Here is a 16122-nt window from a genome sequence, read left to right as displayed (position 1 = left end):
CGGGCACCGGCGTCTGCCCGAACACGCCCGTCAGCTCCAGGGACGTGGCGCCCACGCTGAACAGTTGGTGCAGCTTCTCGCGCGGCAACACCACGCTCCGGCCGGCGCCGAAGCGCTGGACCTCGCCGTCGATGTGCAGCTCGCCTGCGCCCGCCCGACATGCCCATCCACCGGCTGATGCCCACGCAGCGGCTCATGCCGGCGCTTGGGCGGGTGCTGGCCGATGCGCTGACCGAGGCCTTCGCCGCGCGCTGACTCACAGCGCGTTCACCGGAATCTTCAGGTAGGACACCCCGTTGGCCTCGGGCGGCGGCAACTCGCCCGCGCGGATGTTGACCTGCACCGACGGCAGGATCAGTGTCGGCATGTCCAGCGTGGCATCGCGCTTCGTGCGCATCTCGACGAACTGCGCCTCGCTCACGCCGTCGTGCACGTGGATGTTGTTCGCGCGCTGTTCGGCCACCGTGGTTTCGAAGCGCACTTCGCGGCCATTGGGCGGGTAGTCGTGGCACATGAACAGGCGCGTGTCGCCCGGCAACGAGAGCAGGCGCCGCACTGAGGCGTACAGCGTTTTGGCGTCGCCACCGGGAAAGTCGCAGCGCGCGGTGCCCACGTCGGGCATGAACATCGTGTCGCCCACGAACACCGCGTCGCCCACGTGGTAGGCCGCGCAGGCGGGCGTGTGGCCGGGCACGTAGAGCACCTCGGCCTCCAGTTCGCCGATGCGAAAACGCTCTCCCTCCTGAAAGAGGTGGTCGAACTGCGAGCCGTCGAGGCGGAACTCAGGCTCCAGATGGAACACGGCCTTGAACACTTTTTGCACCTGCGTGATGCGCCCACCGATGCCGATGCGCCCGCCCAGGTGCTTCTTCAGGTAGGGCGCGGCCGACAGGTGATCGGCGTGCGCGTGCGTTTCCAGGATCCATTCGACCTTGAGGCGGTTGGCGCGCACATAGTCGATCACCTGGTCGGCCGAGGCCGTGCGCGTGCGGCCCGACTTGGGGTCGTAGTCCAGCACAGAGTCGATGATGGCCGCGGGCGTGCCCGGGCCGTTGTGCACGACGTAGGTGACGGTCCAGGTGGCGGGGTCGAACAGCCCTTGGACCTGGGGCCGGACGGTGGTGGCGACGGACATGGCAGGCTCCTTTCAATAAGTGAACAACAATATATTGACAAACAATCTATCAGTCAATATAGTGTAGACCGTACCGCCGATGAACGGCACATTGAATGGAGTGTCCCATGCCTGCTGCCAAGCTCGACATCGATGACATGCAATCGGCCGCCGCCGAGGCCTGTCGCCTCATGAAGGTGCTGTCCAACCCCGACCGCCTGATGCTGCTGTGCCAGCTGTCCCAAGGCGAACACAACGTGGGCGAACTCGAGGCCGCGCTGGGCATCACGCAGCCCACGCTGTCCCAGCAGCTCACGGTGTTGCGCGACGAGGGGCTGGTGCTCACGCGCCGCGAGGGCAAGCACGTTTTCTACAGCCTCGACAGCCCACCCGCGCAGGCCGTCATCCGCACCGTGTACCAACAGTTCTGTTCCCGTTGAAGGAGTTTTCCACCATGACGATCGATTGGGTCAATTTCACGCCCTGGGCCTCTCTGGCCGGCGGGCTGCTGCTGGGCCTGGCCTCGGCGCTTTTCATCCTGCTCAATGGCCGCGTGCTGGGCATCAGCGGCATCGTGGGCGGCCTGCTGAACCCCAAGGCCGGGGACATCGGCTGGCGCCTGGCCCTGGTCGCGGGCCTGCTGGTGTCGCCGCTGGTGTTCGTCTGGCTGGCGCCCGCGGGCTGGCTGAGCGCGCCGCGCATCGACGCCAGCACCGGCCTGGTGGTGCTGGCCGGCCTGCTGGTGGGCATCGGCACCCGCTACGGCTCGGGCTGCACCAGCGGCCATGGCGTGTGTGGGCTGTCGCGCCTGTCGCCGCGTTCGCTGGTCGCCACGCTGGCCTTCATGGCCACCGGCTTCGCCACCGTGTTTGTCATCCGTCACCTGATCTGAGGACACCAACCATGCAGAAACTCTCCGCATTTTTCATCGGCCTGTTGTTCGGCCTGGGCCTGATGCTGTCGGGCATGACGGACCCCGGCAAGGTGCAGGGCTTCCTGGACCTGGCCGGCGCCTGGGACCCCTCCCTCGCCTTCGTCATGGGGGGCGCGATCGCCGTGGGCCTGCTGGCCTTCGCGGTGGCCAAACGGCGCACGCGCAGCTTCCTGGGCTCGGGCATGTACCTGCCCAAGGCCACGGAAATCGACCGCCGGCTGGTGCTGGGCAGCCTCACCTTCGGCGTGGGCTGGGGCCTGGCGGGCTTTTGCCCCGGGCCGGGGCTGGTGTCCATGGCCGCGGGCGAGGTCAAGGGTCTTGTCTTCGTGCTGGCCATGCTCATGGGCATGGTCGTGTTCGAATGGCTGGAGCGCATGAGCGCGAAGACCCGCACGACCTGAAGGATGACCATGGACCTCAAACGCCTCACCCCCACCCTGTCCGTTGCCCCCCAAATCGCGCCGGACGACCTCCCCGCCGCCGCCGCCGCCGGCTTCACCACGCTGATCTGTAACCGGCCCGATGGCGAGCAGCCCGGCCAGCCCGACCACGAGACCATGGCGCGCGCCGCTCAGGCGGCCGGCCTGCGCTTCGTGTTCCTGCCCGTCGTGACCGGACAACTGAACGAAGCACAGGGCCGCGCCTTCGGCGAAGCGCTCGCGCAGGCCGAGGGCCCCGTGCTCGCGTACTGCCGCAGCGGCACGCGCAGCACCCAGCTCTGGGCGCTGTCGCAGGCCGGCCAGCGCCCCTGGGCCGAGGTGCTGCAGGCGGCCGCCGCCGCGGGTTATGACCTCAGCCGAATGCCCCCACCCTCAGCGCGGACCTGAGCGCCGCCACACCGCCATGAACCTGTCCACACGCCACTGGTGGCCCGACCTGCCCATGAGGCATTGGGCCCGCGGGTACGGCCGCGACACCCTGCTGCGCGACGCCGTCGCGGCGGTCATCGTCACGCTCATGCTGATCCCGCAGAGCCTGGCCTACGCCCAGTTGGCGGGCCTGCCGCCCGAAGTCGGCCTGTACGCCAGCGTGGCGCCACTGCTGGCCTACGCCCTGCTCGGCACCAGCCGCGTGCTGGCGGTCGGCCCGGTGGCCGTGGTCTCGCTGATGACGGCCGCCGCCGTGGGCGAACACGCCGCGGCCGGTAGCGCCCACTACCTGGCGGTGGCGATCACGCTGGCCTTCCTCTCGGGACTGATCCTGCTGGCCATGGGCCTGCTGCGCCTGGGCTTTCTCGCGCACTTCCTGAGCCACCCGGTCATCGCGGGCTTCATCGCGGCTTCGGGCCTGCTGATCGCGGCCAGCCAGCTCAAGACCTTGCTGGGGGTGTCGGCCGGCGGGCACAACCTGGTGGAGATGCTGGCGGCGCTGTGGGCGCAACGCGGCCAGGTGCATGGCCTCACACTGGGCATCGGCGCGGCCAGCCTGGCCTTTCTGTTCTGGGTGCGGCGCGGCCTGCAGCCGCTGCTGCGCCGCCTGGGCGTGCCGCCGCGCGCGGCCGAGCTGGGGGCCAAGGCCGGGCCGGTGGCCGCCATCATCGGCGCCACGCTGTTCACCTGGGCGGTCGACGGCGGCGCGCGGGGCGTCAAGCTCGTGGGTGCGGTGCCACAGGGCCTGCCGCCATTCACCCTGCCCTTGTGGGACCTGGCGCTGTGGCAAACGCTGCTGGTGCCCGCGCTGCTGATCAGCGTGGTGGGCTTCGTGGAGTCGGTCTCGGTGGGCCAGACGCTGGCCGCAAAGCGCCGCCAGCGCATCGAGCCCGATCAGGAGCTGGTCGCCCTGGGGGGCAGCAACCTATCAGCCGCGTTCACGGGCGGCTTTCCCGTCACCGGCGGCTTCGCGCGTTCGGTGGTGAACTTCGACGCCGGCGCACAGACGCCCGCCGCCGGCGTGTACACCGCCGTCGGCATTCTGCTGGCCTCGCTGCTGCTGACGCCGGCCCTCTTCCACCTGCCGCAGGCCACGCTGGCCGCCACCATCGTGGTGGCCGTGCTGTCGCTGGTGGACGTCGGCATCCTGCGCCGCACATGGATGTACTCGAAGGCGGACTTCATCGCCGTGCTCGCCACGCTGGTGGCCACGCTCGCGGTGGGCGTGGAAAGCGGCCTGGTGGCCGGCGTGGGCGTGTCGCTGGCCCTGCACCTGTGGCGCACCAGCCAGCCGCACATCGCCGAGGTCGGCCAGGTGCCTGGCACCGAGCACTACCGCAACGTGCTGCGCCACCAGGTCATCACCCACCCGCAGGTCTTGGCCCTGCGCATGGACGAGAGCCTGTACTTCGCCAACGCGCGCGCGCTGGAGGACCGCATCAACGCCGCCGTGGCGCAGCGCCCGGCCTTGCGCCACGTGGTGCTGCAGTGCTCGGCCATCAACGACATCGACGCCAGCGCGCTCGACAGCCTGGAGGCCATCGACCAGCGCCTGCGCGACGCCGGCCTGCAGCTGCACCTCTCGGAAGTGAAAGGCCCGGTGATGGACAAGCTGCAGCGCAGCGACTTCCTGCAGCGCCTGAGCGGGCGCGTGTTCCTCACGCACCACCAGGCCGCCGTGTCACTGGCGCCAGCGGACGACTGAGCGCCCGGGGCTTACTTCGCGGCGTTCGGGAAAAACAACTGCTCGCCGCCGATCTTGTAGGCGGCGATGGCGGCCTGGCCGGCGGGGCCGGTGACCCAGTCCACGAACTTCTGGCCCTCGGCGGTCTTTACCTGCGGGTGCTTGGCCGCGCTCACCAGCATCACGCCGTACTGGTTGAACAGGCGCTGGTCGCCCTCCACCAGCACCGTCAGGTCGCCCCGGTTCTTGAAGTTGAGCCAGGTGCCGCGGTCGGTGAGCACGTAGGCATTGGCGCCCGAGCCGATGTTGAGCGCCGGGCCCATGCCGCAGCCACATTCCTTGTAGCCACTGCCCTTGTCGTCGCCCCCGGTCATCTTCCAGAAGCGCAGTTCGGCCGCGTGCGTGCCGCTCTTGTCGCCGCGCGAGATGAAGGGCGCGTTGGCCGCCGCAACCTTCTTGAGCGCGGCCACGATGTCCTTGCCCGCGGTCTTGGCCGGGTCGGCCTTGGGGCCCACGAGCACGAAGTCGTTGTACATGACCTCCTGGCGCTTGGCGGCGAAGCCCTCGGCCACGAACTTCTCCTCGGCCACCTTGTCGTGCACGAAGAGCACGTCGGCGTCGCCGCGGCGCGCCATGTCGATCGCCTGGCCGGTGCCCAGGGCCACCACCTTCACGTCGATGCCCGTGGCCTGCTTGAACTGCGGCAGGAGGTGACCGAACAGCCCGGACTGCTCGGTGGACGTGGTGGACGCCACGACGATGCTCTGCGCGAGCGCGGCGCCGCCGATCAGCAGGCCGGCGGCCAGGGTGAGGACGGAACGGATGGGTTTCACCAGCTTTCTCCTTGAACGAACAAATGGGCGTGCGGGCACACGGCGCGCAACAGGTCGGCGTTGAAAAAATCGTGCACGGGCAGGTCGGCGAGCACACGGCCCTGCTCCAGGTAGACGACGCGGCTGGCCAGGCGCTTGACCTGGCCGAGGTTGTGGCTCGCGAACACCAGCGTGGTGGGCTGGCCCTGCGCGGGCGTGGTGGTGAACTCGGCGATGAGCTGCTCGACCTCGCGCTTGGCGTGCGGGTCCAGGCTGGCGGTGGGCTCGTCGAGCAGCCAGATGTCGGGCTGCAGGGCCCAGGCGCGCGCCAGCGCCAGGCGCTGCTGCTGCCCGCCCGAGAGGGCGCGGCCGTTGCGCTGTGCGAGCTCGGCCAGGCCCACGCGCCGCAGGGCGGTGAGCGCCAGTGTGCGCGCCTCGCCCCAGCGCCGCCCCTGCAGCCACAGGCCCAGGGCCACGTTGTGCAGCGCGCGGATGCGCAGCATGTGCGGACGCTGGAACAGCATGGCCACGCGCTGGCCGCCCGGCGCCCGCAGCGTGCCCGCCGTGAGCGGCAACAGCCCGTGCAGGGTGCGCAGCAGCGTGCTTTTGCCGCTGCCATTGGCGCCGATGAAGGCCACGCGCTCGCCGGGCAGGATGCGCAGGTTCACCTCGTCCAGCGCGGGCGGGCGCGGCGCCGGCCCCAGGCGCACCTGGGCGCCGCGCAGCTCGAAACACGGCTCGGCGATGGCGGTGGGCGGCACCCCGCTCATGCGGCCGCTCCAACGGGCAGCAGCCCATCTTGCCGCTCGCGCCAGCGCCGCACCAGAGACACCAGGGCATTGAGCACCAGCACCACGGCCAGCAGCACCAGGCCCAGGCCCAGCGCCAGCGGCAGGTCGCCCTTGCTGGTTTCCAGGGCGATGGCGGTGGTCATGACGCGCGTGAAGCCGTCGATGTTGCCGCCCACGATCATCACGGTGCCGACCTCGGCGATGGCGCGGCCGAAGGCCGTGATGAAGACCGTGAGCAGCGCGTAGCGCTCGTCCCAGGCCAGCAGCAGGCTGCGCGTCAGCGTGCCCGCGCCCATGGAACGCAGCTGCTCGCCGTGGCTGCGGTCGGCGTCCTCCACGGCCTGGCGCACCAGGGCGGTCACCAGCGGCAGCACCAGCACGGCCTGCGCCACCACCATGGCCTCGAAGTTGAACAGCCAGCCCAGGAAGCCGAGCGGCCCCGAGCGCGACAGCAGCAGGTACACCACCAGCCCCACCACCACCGCCGGCACCGCCAGCGCGGTATTGAGCAGCGTGAGCACCGCGCCGCGCCCGGCGAAGCGCGCGGCCGCCAGCCAGGCGCCCAGCCACAGGCCCAGGGCGTAGGCGATGCCAGTGGCGGTGACGCTGACCGCCAGCGACCGCCACACGATGGCCCACAGGCCCGCATCGCCGGAAAGGATGAGCCCGATCGCGGTCGCCACGCTATCGGCAAAGGTGTTCATATGTGGGCGAGCTTAGCGAGCCAGAGACCTGCCCGCGCTACGTACTGACGCGGTATGAACCTTGGTGCATAAGACACCTTGATGCACACTTGACGACCATGCGACGAATCGAGCTGGCGTACCAACTGAGCACGCGCGAGCGGCCCGCCGGCAATGGATCGGCCCTGCTGCGCAACCCCATGATGGACGTGCTGCACGCCGTGAAGGCCTCGGGCTCCATCTCCGGCGCGGCGCGCGAGCTGGGCCTGTCCTACCGCCACGTGTGGGGGCAGCTCAAGGAATGGGAGGCCGATCTCGGCCAGGGCCTGATCTTCTGGGAGCGCGGCCAGGCCGCGCGCCTCACGCCCTTCGGCGACAAGCTGCTGGCGGCCGAGCGCCTGGCCCAGGCCCGGCTGGGCCCGCAAATGGAGAACCTGCGCGCCGAGCTCGAACGCGCCTTCGCGCTCATGCTCGACGGCGAGGCCGCCGAGCACCCCCAGCTCACGCTCTACGCCAGCCACGACCACGCCCTCGCCGAGCTGGTGGACTTCGCGGCGCGCGACGCCGGCGGCAGCGGCCAGGGGGAAGCCCAGCGCCTGCACCTGGACGTGCAGTTCTGCGGCAGCGTGGACGCCATCCGCGCGCTCAACGAGGGCCGCTGCAAGATCGCGGGCTTTCACACGCAACCTTTCGCTGCAGCCAATACGCTGACGGCCCGCACCTACCGCCCGCTGCTCAAGCCGGGTCTGCACAAGATCATCGGCTTCGCGCGGCGCACGCAGGGTCTGATGGTGGCGCCCGGCAACCCGCTGCGCCTGCGCGACGTCGCCGACGTGGCGCGGCTGCAGGCGCGCTTCGTCAACCGCGCCAAGGGCACAGGCACCCGCCTGCTGCTGGACGAGCTGCTGGCCCAGGCCGGCCTGCCACCGGGCGACGTGGACGGCTACGAGCGCGTGGAGCGTTCGCACGCGGCGGTGGCGCACGCCGTGGCCAGCGGCAGCGCCGACGTGGGCCTCGGCACCGAATACGCGGCGCGCAGCGCCGGCCTGGGCTTCGTGCCCGTCACCGACGAGCGCTACCTGCTGGTCTGTCTGAAGAACACCCTGGACGAGCCGCCCCTGCAGCGCCTGCTGGAGCGGCTGCGCAGCCGCGCCTGGCAGGAGCGCCTGGCCGCCCTGCCCGGCTACCGGCCGGACCACTGCGGCGAGGTGGCGGCTATGAAGCGGCTGCTGCCCTGGTGGGGCTGAGCCGCCCGCGCCCTCACAGCAGGTTCGCGCTGCGCGCGGCCGCCTCGATGCCCTTGTAGTTGTCCGCCTTGGTGGGCACGAAGCGGGTGGCGCGCTGCAGGTCCAGCACCTCTTTGCCTTGCGGCGTGGCGCGGTCCAGCTTGAGCAGCGCGGCGGCGAGCTTCTCGCGCTGCGCGGCGGGCATGTCGGCGTGCACCGACCAGTTGTAGTCGTAGTACGGCGGGGTGGTGAAGATCACGCGCACCTTGGTCGTGTCGACCTTCTTGTCGGCCACGAACTTCTCCCACACCGAGATGTTCAGCGCCCCGCCCTGCACCTTGCCCGAGGCCACGGCCGCGATGGTGGCGTCGTGCGCGCCGCTGTAGGCCACGCGGGCGAAGTCCTTCTCGGGGTTGATGTTGGCCTGCAGCAGGAAGCTGCGCGGCATGAGGTGGCCCGAGGTGCTGCTCTGCGAGCCGAAGCTCACGTCCTTGCCCTTGAGGTCGGCCAGCGACTTCACGGCCGGGTCGCTGGAGATGAAGACCGAGCGGAACTTCTCGTCTTCCTCGCGCTGCACCAGCGGAATGATCTTGCCGCCCGAGCGCACATTGGCCTGCACGAAGGTGAAGCCGCCGAACCAGGCCATGTCCACCTTCTTGTTCACCAGCGCCTCCACGGCGGCGGCGTAATCGGTCACGGGCGTGTACTCCACCTTCATGCCCAGCGCGCCCTCGAGGTACTTCACCAGCGGCGCGGCCTTGCGCGCCAGCTCGGTGGGCGATTCGTCGGGGATGGCGGTGACGCGGAACACCTGCTGGGCCTGCGCGGCGGCGGTTATCAGGCCGACGCCCAGCACAAGGGCGTTGCGAAAGCGGTGGAGCGGGGAAAGGCGGGTCATGGTGGTTTCCTGATGAAGGGAGGAAAGGACTCAAGGAAGCGGCAACGGGCGCGGCCTTGCGAGAAAGGAAGGCGGCATGCCCTGGCGGGGCCCGGCGCGCGGGCGGCGCATCGGACCGCGAATCCTAGTCCACGCGGCATCCGTCAGGCCGTCGACCGACTGCCTTGCAACAAACGGAATGGCGGACGTTACGCAGATGGCCGCGACCCCCCACCGTCCACTGACCCACCGCCCCATCCCTCAATGAAACGCACCAGCGCCGCCATTTCGAATCCCCAGCCCACCGGGACAAGCCACCAGACAAGGTTCAACGGATCGACACAAAAACCCGCTGAATCGCCCCCCCCGCTGACTGCGGCCAGCGCCGGCCAGCGGGTCATGGACATCCTCAACACCGCCGCATCCAGCGCCTGTGAGCTCTCCCCCTTGTTTCGCGAAATGAACAATCAAGGGATACGTGAACTGAAATTGAGCGGCCAGCTCCGCGAAGAGGGTTATGCCGCGTTGCTGGAGCTCTTTTCATTCCATCAATACCTTCTGCGCAATGAGGTCAACGCGCTGGATTTTTCACACATGGAACTTCCGCAATTGAGCTCACTGCTGAAGCTGTTCGAAGAACAGGCGCAGCTGGAATCCATCGATTTTTCTTATGTGGGTTTCCCGGCCTCAAAGGGGTCGACAACGCAAAAGCCTTCTCTTCAGGTCAGCCATCTCGCCGCCATTGCCAGGATCGTTGAAAACAGTGGCGGCCTGAAGCACCTGAGCCTGAACGGTGCCAGGCTCATGGGCAGCGACAAGCCCAGCCACGCGCTGATCTACTTCAGAGACGCGCCGCTCTTCAAGCTGTTGAGCGCCTGCGCGAAGGCGCCCCGGATGGAGCGCCTGGAATTGCGCGATTGCCACCTCACCGAACGCGACCTGGACAACCTCCAGGGTGTGCTCGACCAACCAGCCAAGGACGGCGGCCTCAAACCACTCGGCGCACTCAAGTCATTGGATCTGAGTGGCGACCAGCAGGCCGGTCTCTACCAATGGAAGCACTTCTTCAGGAGCCTCGCCCGGCATGCCCACCTGCAAACACTGTCGCTGCCGGACGGGGTGGCCCAATACGTGCAAGCACAGTCTGCGCAAGTGCGGCAGGAAATCGCGCGAGACATTGCGAGCTGCCCCCAGCTGGCAAACCTCGCACCACCGGCATTGGCCAACATCCCGGAAATCTGGCAGGCCATGTTGAAAGGCCATGCGAAACAGCAGCAGGAGCTGCTGCAGAACGTGGCGCTGATCGCTCGAAGCTACCCCGGCATGCACAACGTTGCGCTGGGGCTCACGCTCCAGGCCGTGAACAAAGAGCTGGCGCTGGACCCCGACAACCTACCGAAGAGGCTTGACTTCCCCCCTGCCCAAGAAGATTTCAAGATGCCGGTCTATTCGCCCACCACCACGGGCCCCCTCCACAACAGCTGAGGCCCGGCCCTCACCCCGGCCATTCGCCCAGCAGCTCGTCCGGCGAAGGCTTGTGAAACTTCGGCTGGCCCACGCCCACCGGCGTGCCCAGCACCATCCAGCCCACCAGGGTTTCGCCGGGCCGGCAGAAGGCCGACATCACGGCTTCGGCGCGCACCTTGCTGCCCGAGAGCATCTTGCCGCCATAGCCCAGCGCGTGAGCTGCCGTCAGGAAGTTGGCGAGCGCGCCGCCCAGGGCGATCCACTGCTCATGCACCGTGGCCACCGGGTGGCCGGCGTCGATGCGCGCGACCACGGCCACCAGCAGCGGTGGTTCGGTGGCGCGCCCGCGGTCGCGCCGCGCCTGCTCGGCGGGCTTGCCCTGCGCCAGGGCCACGGATTCGAAGAGGTCGGCCAGGCGCTGCCTGGCCTCGCCACGCACCACGGCGAAGCGGTAAGGCACCAGGCCCGCGTGGTCGGGCGCGCGCAGCGCGGCGGCGGCCATGCGCCGCAGATCCTCGGGCGGGGGTGCGGGCTCGCGCAGGTACTTGGTACCAACCGACAGGCGCGACAGCAGAGGCTCAAGCGGGTCGGCGGGCGCGGGATCGCGGGGGGTGTTCATGGCGGCGGGCTGTGCGGTGGGTGTGTCAGAACACGAGTGTGCGCCAACGCAGGTCGCTGGCGCGGGCCATGAACCTGGGGCTCGGCCCCTCAGGGCCGGCCAGCGCGCTCAGAACGCCTCTTTCTCCGCTTCCAGGTACGCCAGGCTGGTGTACTTGCCGATGTTGCTGTCGAAGCCCTGCATGCGCGCCGCGCGCGAGGCCACGCGCGGATCGGCCAGCACCAGGCCCTTGGCCTTGTCCAGCGGCAGGCCTTCTTTCACCGCCTTCAGGCAGGGCTCGTAAATGCCGCGCAGGAAGTCGCCGTAGGTCTGGAGCAGGTCGCGGCTGGCGTGGCCGTGGCCGGGCACCCAGAGCTGCTCGCCCAGGTCCTTCATGAGCGTGTCGTAGGTCTTGAAGGTACCCACGTAGGAGCCGTCGTCGATGTTGGCGATGCGGTTGCCCATGGCGATGTCGCCGACGTAGGTGAGGCGGTCCTGCACCACCTCCATGCACAGGTCGGACGGCGTGTGCGCCACGCCGTGGTGGTGCAGGCGCAACTGCACGTCGCCGTAGTCGAACACCTGGCCGGGCCGCACGTCGGTGTTGGGTGCGACGATCTTCGTGCCCAGCGTGGCCTGGTTGGTCCAGCGCTCCATCATGCCGCGCCAGGCATTGCCCTCGGCCCCCAGGATCTGCTCGCGCGTGTGCGGCAGCGCATGGATGGGCACGCCGGGGAAGGCCTCGGCGAAGGCGTGGTTGCCCAGCCAATGGTCGCCGTGGTAATGGCTGTTGAACACGGCCACCACGGGCCGGTCGGTCACGCGGCGGATCATGCGGATCGCCATCTGCCCGATCTGCAGCGAGCCCCCCGAATCCAGGACCACCACGCCCTTTTGCGTGACCACGAAGACCACGTTGGCCATCATCCCCTGGTTCTGCGGGGTGGGAAATCCGTCCTCGGCGAACACCATCCACACGTGCGGGGACAGCTGTTGCGCGGGGATGTCGGGCATGGGCGGGCCGAGCACGAAGTCGCGCACCTGCTGCGCGAACAGCCGCGCCTCGGGCACGGCGGCCAGGCCGGCGGCGCCCAGCGCCAGGCCGGCACCGGCGCGCAGCCAGTGGCGACGGGTGAGGCCATCGGTGGGGAGGTGGCGGGCGGGCATCGGCGTATCCATCAGTTGTTGCTTATTTTTGGATCATAGCCAGACCGACGGGGAACGGCGCGCCGCCCGGCCCTTGTCGACCGCTCACCGGGGCCGGGACAGACCGTCCAGGGGTGTGGCGTGGCGCGCCCGGATGGCTTCGGCCTGCCGCGCGACCTCGGCGCGCAGCGCCGCCGGCGCCACCACCTCGACCTCGGCGCCGTGGCCCAGGATCTGCCGCGCGCCGTGCTCGACCGACTCCAACGCCCACAGGACGCAACGCCAGCCGTCGGGCGCCCTGTCCTGCGGCGTCACCGGCACCTCGGCGAAACGGTTGCGCTCGTGCTCCAGCCAGCCCATCGCCCGGGGCGACGCCAGCACCCGGGCCTGCAGCGGCCGCAACCCGGCCTCGAACCGCGCCGACGACTCCTGCCAGTAGCGCGCCAGGTCGAAGCCGCGGGGGCGCCGGAAGCCGCTGCCCAGAAGCGCCAGGTCCTGCACGCTGGCCAGGCGGTAGGTGCGCACGGCGGTCTGCCCGGTTTCGCGCGCCGCGAGGTACCAGGCGCCGGCCTTGAGCACCAGCCCCAAGGGCTCCAGTTCCCGCCGCGACAGGCCGCGCCAGCTCATGTAGTCGACCCGCAGGCGCTTGCCGCTCCAGACGGCCTGCGCCGCTTCCCGAAGGAAGGCCGGTGTGTCGGAGGTCCGATACCAATCCAGGGGATCGATGTGCAGCCGCTCGGCCACCACGGCCGCCTGGTCGCGCCAGGGCGCCGGCACGCTGGCCATCAGCTTGAGCCGCGCCGACGCGGCGGCCTCGCCCAGGCCCAGCGCCGTTGCCGGCCCCGGCAGGCCGGCCAGCCACAGGGCGTTCGCCTCGTCGCCGGTCATGCCGGTGAGCTGCGTCGTCCAGCCCGGCTGCAGCTGGAATCCGCCCTGGTGGCCTCGCTCGCCCCACAGGGGCACGCCGGCCGCTGAGAGCTGATCGATGTCGCGCAGGACGGTGCGCTCGGACACCTCGAGCGAGCGCGCGATGGCGCCGGCCGTCAAACGACCGTGGGCCTGCAGCAGCATGAGGATGGACAACAGGCGGTGGGCTTTCATGGCCGCTCAATCATGACACCCCTTGTCATATTGATGGTGCCAGCATCGCCCCTCCTTCATCACCACAAGGCAGGCGCACCATGAACACCCCAGACCCCGGCGCAACGAGCGCGAAGCAGGACTTCGATTTCCTGGTCGGCCACTGGACCACCCGCCAGCGGCGCCTGAAACAGCGCCTACAGGGCAGCGACGAATGGGAAACCTTCACCGCCTCCACCACCAACCAGCACCTGCCGGGCGGCGTGATCAACTTCGACACCCTGGTCGCGCCGACCTGGAAACCGGGCTGGGTGGGCATGTCGCTGCGCCTGTTCAACCCCGCGACCAACCTCTGGAGCATCTACTGGGTCACCAACGAAGGCGGCGGCATCGACCCCGCGACGGGACAGCTCGGCGCCCCGGTGGTCGGCCGCTTCCAGGGAAGCGAAGGTGTGTTTGAGGGCGAGGACCGGTTCGAGGAACGCACGGTCCGCGTGCGCTTCCATTGGCAGCGCTGGGGCAGCGAGCGGGCGCGCTGGCAGCAGGCCTTCTCCGACGATGGCGGGCGCAGCTGGGAGGTCAACTGGATCATGGATTTCGAGCGCGAGGCGCCTTCCTCGGCCGACCCTTGCTCGAACCGCAGGAAGCATTGGCCAGGGCCGTGATGGGCCGGTTCCGCGACCTCGATGCGCCCGACCACTTCGTCTGGCTGCGCGGCTGTGCCAGCAGGGGCAGCCGCACCCACCGCGCGTTCGGCGATCCAGGCCTGAGCGCCACGGCCGCCGGAGTCGCTGCTCAGCGGCGCGGCAGCCGGCGGGCGATCTCGCTCACGAGTTGGCGCGCCAGGGCCAGCTTGGCGGCGCTCGGCAACTCGGTGCTGCCGGCCTCGTCCACCAGCAGCAGCGCGTTGTCGTCGCGGCCGAAGGTGTCGGGCCCGATGTTGCCCACCAGCAGCGGCACGCCCTTGCGCGCGCGCTTGGCCTGGGCGTGGGCGAGCAGGTCGTGGCTTTCGGCGGCGAAGCCCACGCAATACAGCGCGCCGGCCTGGGCGCGCGGGCTGGCGGCCACGCCGGCCAGGATGTCGGGGTTCTCCACGAAGGCCAGGGCGGGCACCTCGCCGCTGCCGTCCTTCTTGATCTTCTGGCCGGACGTGCTGGCGGGGCGCCAGTCGGCCACGGCGGCGGCGGCGATGAAGACATCGGCCGCGTCGGCGCTGGCCAGCACGGCGCGCTGCATGTCCTGGGCGGACATCACGTCCACCCGCTGAACCCCGCGCGGCGTGGGCAGGGCCACCGGGCCGGCCACCAGCGTCACCTGGGCACCGGCCTCGTGAGCGGCGCGCGCGAGCGCGAAGCCCATCTTGCCGCTGGAGCGGTTGGTGAGGCCGCGCACCGGGTCGATGGCCTCGAAGGTGGGCCCGGCCGTGATGAGCACGTGCCGGCCCGCCAGCGCCTTGGGCCGGAAGTGGCGCACCAGCTCGTAGAGCAGTTCGTCCGGCTCGAGCATGCGGCCATCGCCGGTTTCGCCGCAGGCCTGCTCGCCCGCGCCCACGCCCAGCACCACGGTGCCGTCGGCGCGCAGCTGCGCCAGGTTGCGCTGGGTGGCGGGGTGGGCGTACATCTCGCGGTTCATGGCCGGGGCCACGATCAGCGGCACGCGGTCCAGCGGCCGGGCCAGGCACAGCAGCGAGAGCAGGTCGTCGGCGCGGCCGTGCAGCAGCTTGGCCATGAAGTCGGCGCTGGCCGGCGCGATGACGATGGCATCGGCCTCGCGGCTGAGGTTGATGTGGGGCATGTTGTTGCCCTCGCGCGGGTCCCACTGCGAGCCGTAGACCGTGCGGCCCGACAGCGCCTGCATCGTGACCGGCGTGATGAAGTGCTCGGCCGCCTCGGTCATCACCACCTGCACCGTGGCGCCGGCCTTCACCAGGCCGCGGCAGAATTCGGCGGCCTTGTAACAGGCCACGCCGCCGCTGAGGCCCAGCACGATGTGTTTTCCCGCGAGATCGCTCATGGAGGCGCAATGTAGCAGCGCTCCGCGAGAAGCCCTGGCGGACGGGCCCAGCGGGAGGGGCCACCTATAATCGGAATTTCCCACCTGAGCCAGCCCCCGGGCTGGCCCGAGTCATGACCAAATACGTGTTCGTCACCGGCGGTGTGGTGTCCTCCCTGGGCAAGGGCATTGCTTCTGCGTCTCTCGCCGCGCTGCTCGAATCGCGCGGCCTCAAAGTCACCCTCATCAAGCTCGACCCGTACATCAACGTGGACCCGGGCACCATGTCGCCGTTCCAGCACGGCGAGGTGTTCGTCACCGACGACGGCGCCGAAACCGACCTGGACCTGGGCCACTACGAGCGTTTCATCGAAACGCGCATGCGCCAGTCCAACAACTTCACCACCGGCAAGATCTACCAGTCGGTGCTGGAGAAGGAGCGCCGCGGCGACTACCTCGGCAAGACCGTGCAGGTGATCCCGCACGTCACCAACGAGATCCAGGAATTCATCCGCAAGGGCTCGGGCGAAGGCACGCCCGACGCGGTGGACGTGGCCATCGTCGAGATCGGCGGCACCGTGGGCGACATCGAGTCCCTGCCGTTCCTGGAGGCCGTGCGCCAGATGAGCCTGCGCCTGGGCCCCAACAGCTCGGCCTTCCTGCACCTGTCCTACCTGCCCTGGATCGCCGCCGCCGGCGAACTCAAGACCAAGCCCACGCAGCACACCGCCAAGGAGCTGCGCGCCATCGGCATCCAGGCCGACGCCCTGCTCTGCCGCGCCGACCGCCGCATCCCCGACGAGGAACGCGCCAAGATCAGCCTGTTCAGCAACGTGCCCGAATGGGGCG

At 69.7% G+C, this 16122-nt stretch carries 18 protein-coding genes; 9 read left to right on the top strand and 9 right to left on the bottom strand.

Annotation, left to right across the window (positions count from 1 at the left end):
- Window positions 1-256: 256 nt before the first annotated feature.
- On the bottom strand, window positions 257-1135 hold the full coding sequence (locus tag BGO22_RS07295) for an MBL fold metallo-hydrolase (RefSeq protein ID WP_070399941.1): 879 nt from the start codon (window positions 1133-1135) through the stop codon (window positions 257-259).
- Between the two features lie 107 nt (window positions 1136-1242).
- Here BGO22_RS07295 and BGO22_RS07290 point away from each other — a divergent pair, with 107 nt between their 5' ends.
- The 5 genes from BGO22_RS07290 to BGO22_RS07270 are packed head-to-tail and all read left to right on the top strand — an operon-like array spanning window position 1243 to window position 4622.
- The gene (locus BGO22_RS07290; protein WP_286849808.1) at window positions 1243-1554 is read left to right on the top strand and encodes an ArsR/SmtB family transcription factor; all 312 of its coding nucleotides are present in this window, start codon (window positions 1243-1245) and stop codon (window positions 1552-1554) included.
- A 14-nt stretch (window positions 1555-1568) separates the two neighbouring features.
- Window positions 1569-2006 carry a YeeE/YedE family protein gene (locus BGO22_RS07285; protein WP_070399939.1) on the top strand — a complete coding sequence of 146 codons (438 nt, stop codon included), beginning with the start codon at window positions 1569-1571 and terminating at the stop codon, window positions 2004-2006.
- An 11-nt stretch (window positions 2007-2017) separates the two neighbouring features.
- Window positions 2018-2449, top strand: a complete 432-nt coding sequence (locus BGO22_RS07280) for a YeeE/YedE family protein (protein ID WP_070399938.1) — start codon at window positions 2018-2020, stop codon at window positions 2447-2449.
- Window positions 2450-2458: 9 nt separating this feature from the next.
- A complete protein-coding gene (locus tag BGO22_RS07275; RefSeq protein WP_070400114.1) occupies window positions 2459-2875 on the top strand; it encodes a protein tyrosine phosphatase family protein in 417 nt (138 codons plus the stop codon).
- Window positions 2876-2891: 16 nt separating this feature from the next.
- Window positions 2892-4622 carry a SulP family inorganic anion transporter gene (locus BGO22_RS07270; RefSeq protein WP_286849803.1) on the top strand — a complete coding sequence of 577 codons (1731 nt, stop codon included), beginning with the start codon at window positions 2892-2894 and terminating at the stop codon, window positions 4620-4622.
- 11 nt (window positions 4623-4633) lie between these two features.
- Here BGO22_RS07270 and BGO22_RS07265 read toward each other — a convergent pair whose 3' ends face one another.
- Genes BGO22_RS07265 through BGO22_RS07255 form a run of 3 tightly spaced genes read right to left on the bottom strand, consistent with a single transcriptional unit; the run spans window position 4634 to window position 6908 of the window.
- The gene (locus BGO22_RS07265) at window positions 4634-5434 is read right to left on the bottom strand and encodes an ABC transporter substrate-binding protein (RefSeq protein ID WP_070399936.1); all 801 of its coding nucleotides are present in this window, start codon (window positions 5432-5434) and stop codon (window positions 4634-4636) included.
- Window positions 5431-6183, bottom strand: coding sequence for an ABC transporter ATP-binding protein (locus tag BGO22_RS07260; protein WP_070399935.1), 753 nt, complete (start codon window positions 6181-6183; stop codon window positions 5431-5433). The genes BGO22_RS07265 and BGO22_RS07260 overlap by 4 nt, the downstream gene beginning before the upstream one ends.
- Window positions 6180-6908 (bottom strand): ABC transporter permease, encoded by a 729-nt coding sequence (locus BGO22_RS07255; protein ID WP_070399934.1) that lies wholly within the window; start codon window positions 6906-6908, stop codon window positions 6180-6182. Before BGO22_RS07255 ends, BGO22_RS07260 begins: the two co-directional genes overlap by 4 nt.
- 98 nt (window positions 6909-7006) lie before the next feature.
- On the opposite strand from BGO22_RS07255, the gene BGO22_RS07250 reads away from it, so the two are divergent.
- On the top strand, window positions 7007-8134 hold the full coding sequence (locus BGO22_RS07250) for a substrate-binding domain-containing protein (protein ID WP_070399933.1): 1128 nt from the start codon (window positions 7007-7009) through the stop codon (window positions 8132-8134).
- A 13-nt stretch (window positions 8135-8147) separates the two neighbouring features.
- Here BGO22_RS07250 and BGO22_RS07245 read toward each other — a convergent pair whose 3' ends face one another.
- A complete protein-coding gene (locus BGO22_RS07245; RefSeq protein ID WP_070399932.1) occupies window positions 8148-9011 on the bottom strand; it encodes a putative selenate ABC transporter substrate-binding protein in 864 nt (287 codons plus the stop codon).
- Window positions 9012-9254: 243 nt separating this feature from the next.
- Between BGO22_RS07245 and BGO22_RS07240 the strand changes: the two genes are divergently transcribed.
- Window positions 9255-10475, top strand: coding sequence for a hypothetical protein (locus BGO22_RS07240; protein WP_286849799.1), 1221 nt, complete (start codon window positions 9255-9257; stop codon window positions 10473-10475).
- 10 nt (window positions 10476-10485) lie between these two features.
- Here BGO22_RS07240 and BGO22_RS07235 read toward each other — a convergent pair whose 3' ends face one another.
- The 3 genes from BGO22_RS07235 to BGO22_RS07225 form a co-directional block, all read right to left on the bottom strand.
- The gene (locus tag BGO22_RS07235; RefSeq protein ID WP_070399930.1) at window positions 10486-11076 is read right to left on the bottom strand and encodes a nitroreductase family protein; all 591 of its coding nucleotides are present in this window, start codon (window positions 11074-11076) and stop codon (window positions 10486-10488) included.
- Between the two features lie 108 nt (window positions 11077-11184).
- The gene (locus tag BGO22_RS07230; RefSeq protein ID WP_139147078.1) at window positions 11185-12222 is read right to left on the bottom strand and encodes an MBL fold metallo-hydrolase; all 1038 of its coding nucleotides are present in this window, start codon (window positions 12220-12222) and stop codon (window positions 11185-11187) included.
- Window positions 12223-12306: 84 nt separating this feature from the next.
- The gene (locus BGO22_RS07225) at window positions 12307-13302 is read right to left on the bottom strand and encodes a helix-turn-helix transcriptional regulator (RefSeq protein WP_070399928.1); all 996 of its coding nucleotides are present in this window, start codon (window positions 13300-13302) and stop codon (window positions 12307-12309) included.
- 80 nt (window positions 13303-13382) lie between these two features.
- On the opposite strand from BGO22_RS07225, the gene BGO22_RS07220 reads away from it, so the two are divergent.
- Window positions 13383-13946: a hypothetical protein gene (locus tag BGO22_RS07220; protein WP_070399927.1), complete on the top strand. Its 564-nt coding sequence runs from the start codon at window positions 13383-13385 to the stop codon at window positions 13944-13946.
- 130 nt (window positions 13947-14076) lie between these two features.
- Here the strand turns inward: BGO22_RS07220 and coaBC are convergent, their stop codons facing one another.
- Entirely contained in the window at window positions 14077-15294 is a 1218-nt protein-coding gene (gene coaBC, locus BGO22_RS07215) for a bifunctional phosphopantothenoylcysteine decarboxylase/phosphopantothenate--cysteine ligase CoaBC (protein WP_070399926.1), read from the bottom strand.
- Between the two features lie 113 nt (window positions 15295-15407).
- On the opposite strand from coaBC, the gene pyrG reads away from it, so the two are divergent.
- On the top strand, window positions 15408-16122 hold a 715-nt coding region (gene pyrG, locus BGO22_RS07210; protein ID WP_286849794.1), incomplete at its 3' end, for a CTP synthase.

It is taken from the genome of Hydrogenophaga sp. 70-12 (assembly GCF_001897365.1).
GTDB classification, from domain to species: domain Bacteria; phylum Pseudomonadota; class Gammaproteobacteria; order Burkholderiales; family Burkholderiaceae_C; genus Hydrogenophaga; species Hydrogenophaga borbori.
Note: the sequence above shows the minus strand (reverse complement) of the source record. Positions and strands in the feature narration are given on the sequence as shown.

What these genes read in the sequence shown, in the direction of transcription:
- BGO22_RS07275 (WP_070400114.1), top strand. Translation starts at nt 2,459, where the DNA reads ATGGACCTCAAACGCCTCACCCCCACCCTGTCCGTTGCCCCCCAAATC.
- BGO22_RS07280 (WP_070399938.1), top strand. Translation starts at nt 2,018, where the DNA reads ATGCAGAAACTCTCCGCATTTTTCATCGGCCTGTTGTTCGGCCTGGGC.
- BGO22_RS07220 (WP_070399927.1), top strand. Translation starts at nt 13,383, where the DNA reads ATGAACACCCCAGACCCCGGCGCAACGAGCGCGAAGCAGGACTTCGAT.
- BGO22_RS07245 (WP_070399932.1), bottom strand. Translation starts at nt 9,011, where the DNA reads ATGACCCGCCTTTCCCCGCTCCACCGCTTTCGCAACGCCCTTGTGCTG.
- BGO22_RS07285 (WP_070399939.1), top strand. Translation starts at nt 1,569, where the DNA reads ATGACGATCGATTGGGTCAATTTCACGCCCTGGGCCTCTCTGGCCGGC.
- BGO22_RS07290 (WP_286849808.1), top strand. Translation starts at nt 1,243, where the DNA reads ATGCCTGCTGCCAAGCTCGACATCGATGACATGCAATCGGCCGCCGCC.
- BGO22_RS07270 (WP_286849803.1), top strand. Translation starts at nt 2,892, where the DNA reads ATGAACCTGTCCACACGCCACTGGTGGCCCGACCTGCCCATGAGGCAT.
- BGO22_RS07250 (WP_070399933.1), top strand. Translation starts at nt 7,007, where the DNA reads ATGCGACGAATCGAGCTGGCGTACCAACTGAGCACGCGCGAGCGGCCC.
- coaBC (WP_070399926.1), bottom strand. Translation starts at nt 15,294, where the DNA reads ATGAGCGATCTCGCGGGAAAACACATCGTGCTGGGCCTCAGCGGCGGC.
- BGO22_RS07260 (WP_070399935.1), bottom strand. Translation starts at nt 6,183, where the DNA reads ATGAGCGGGGTGCCGCCCACCGCCATCGCCGAGCCGTGTTTCGAGCTG.
- BGO22_RS07295 (WP_070399941.1), bottom strand. Translation starts at nt 1,135, where the DNA reads ATGTCCGTCGCCACCACCGTCCGGCCCCAGGTCCAAGGGCTGTTCGAC.
- BGO22_RS07230 (WP_139147078.1), bottom strand. Translation starts at nt 12,222, where the DNA reads ATGCCCGCCCGCCACCTCCCCACCGATGGCCTCACCCGTCGCCACTGG.
- BGO22_RS07240 (WP_286849799.1), top strand. Translation starts at nt 9,255, where the DNA reads ATGAAACGCACCAGCGCCGCCATTTCGAATCCCCAGCCCACCGGGACA.
- BGO22_RS07255 (WP_070399934.1), bottom strand. Translation starts at nt 6,908, where the DNA reads ATGAACACCTTTGCCGATAGCGTGGCGACCGCGATCGGGCTCATCCTT.
- BGO22_RS07225 (WP_070399928.1), bottom strand. Translation starts at nt 13,302, where the DNA reads ATGAAAGCCCACCGCCTGTTGTCCATCCTCATGCTGCTGCAGGCCCAC.
- BGO22_RS07235 (WP_070399930.1), bottom strand. Translation starts at nt 11,076, where the DNA reads ATGAACACCCCCCGCGATCCCGCGCCCGCCGACCCGCTTGAGCCTCTG.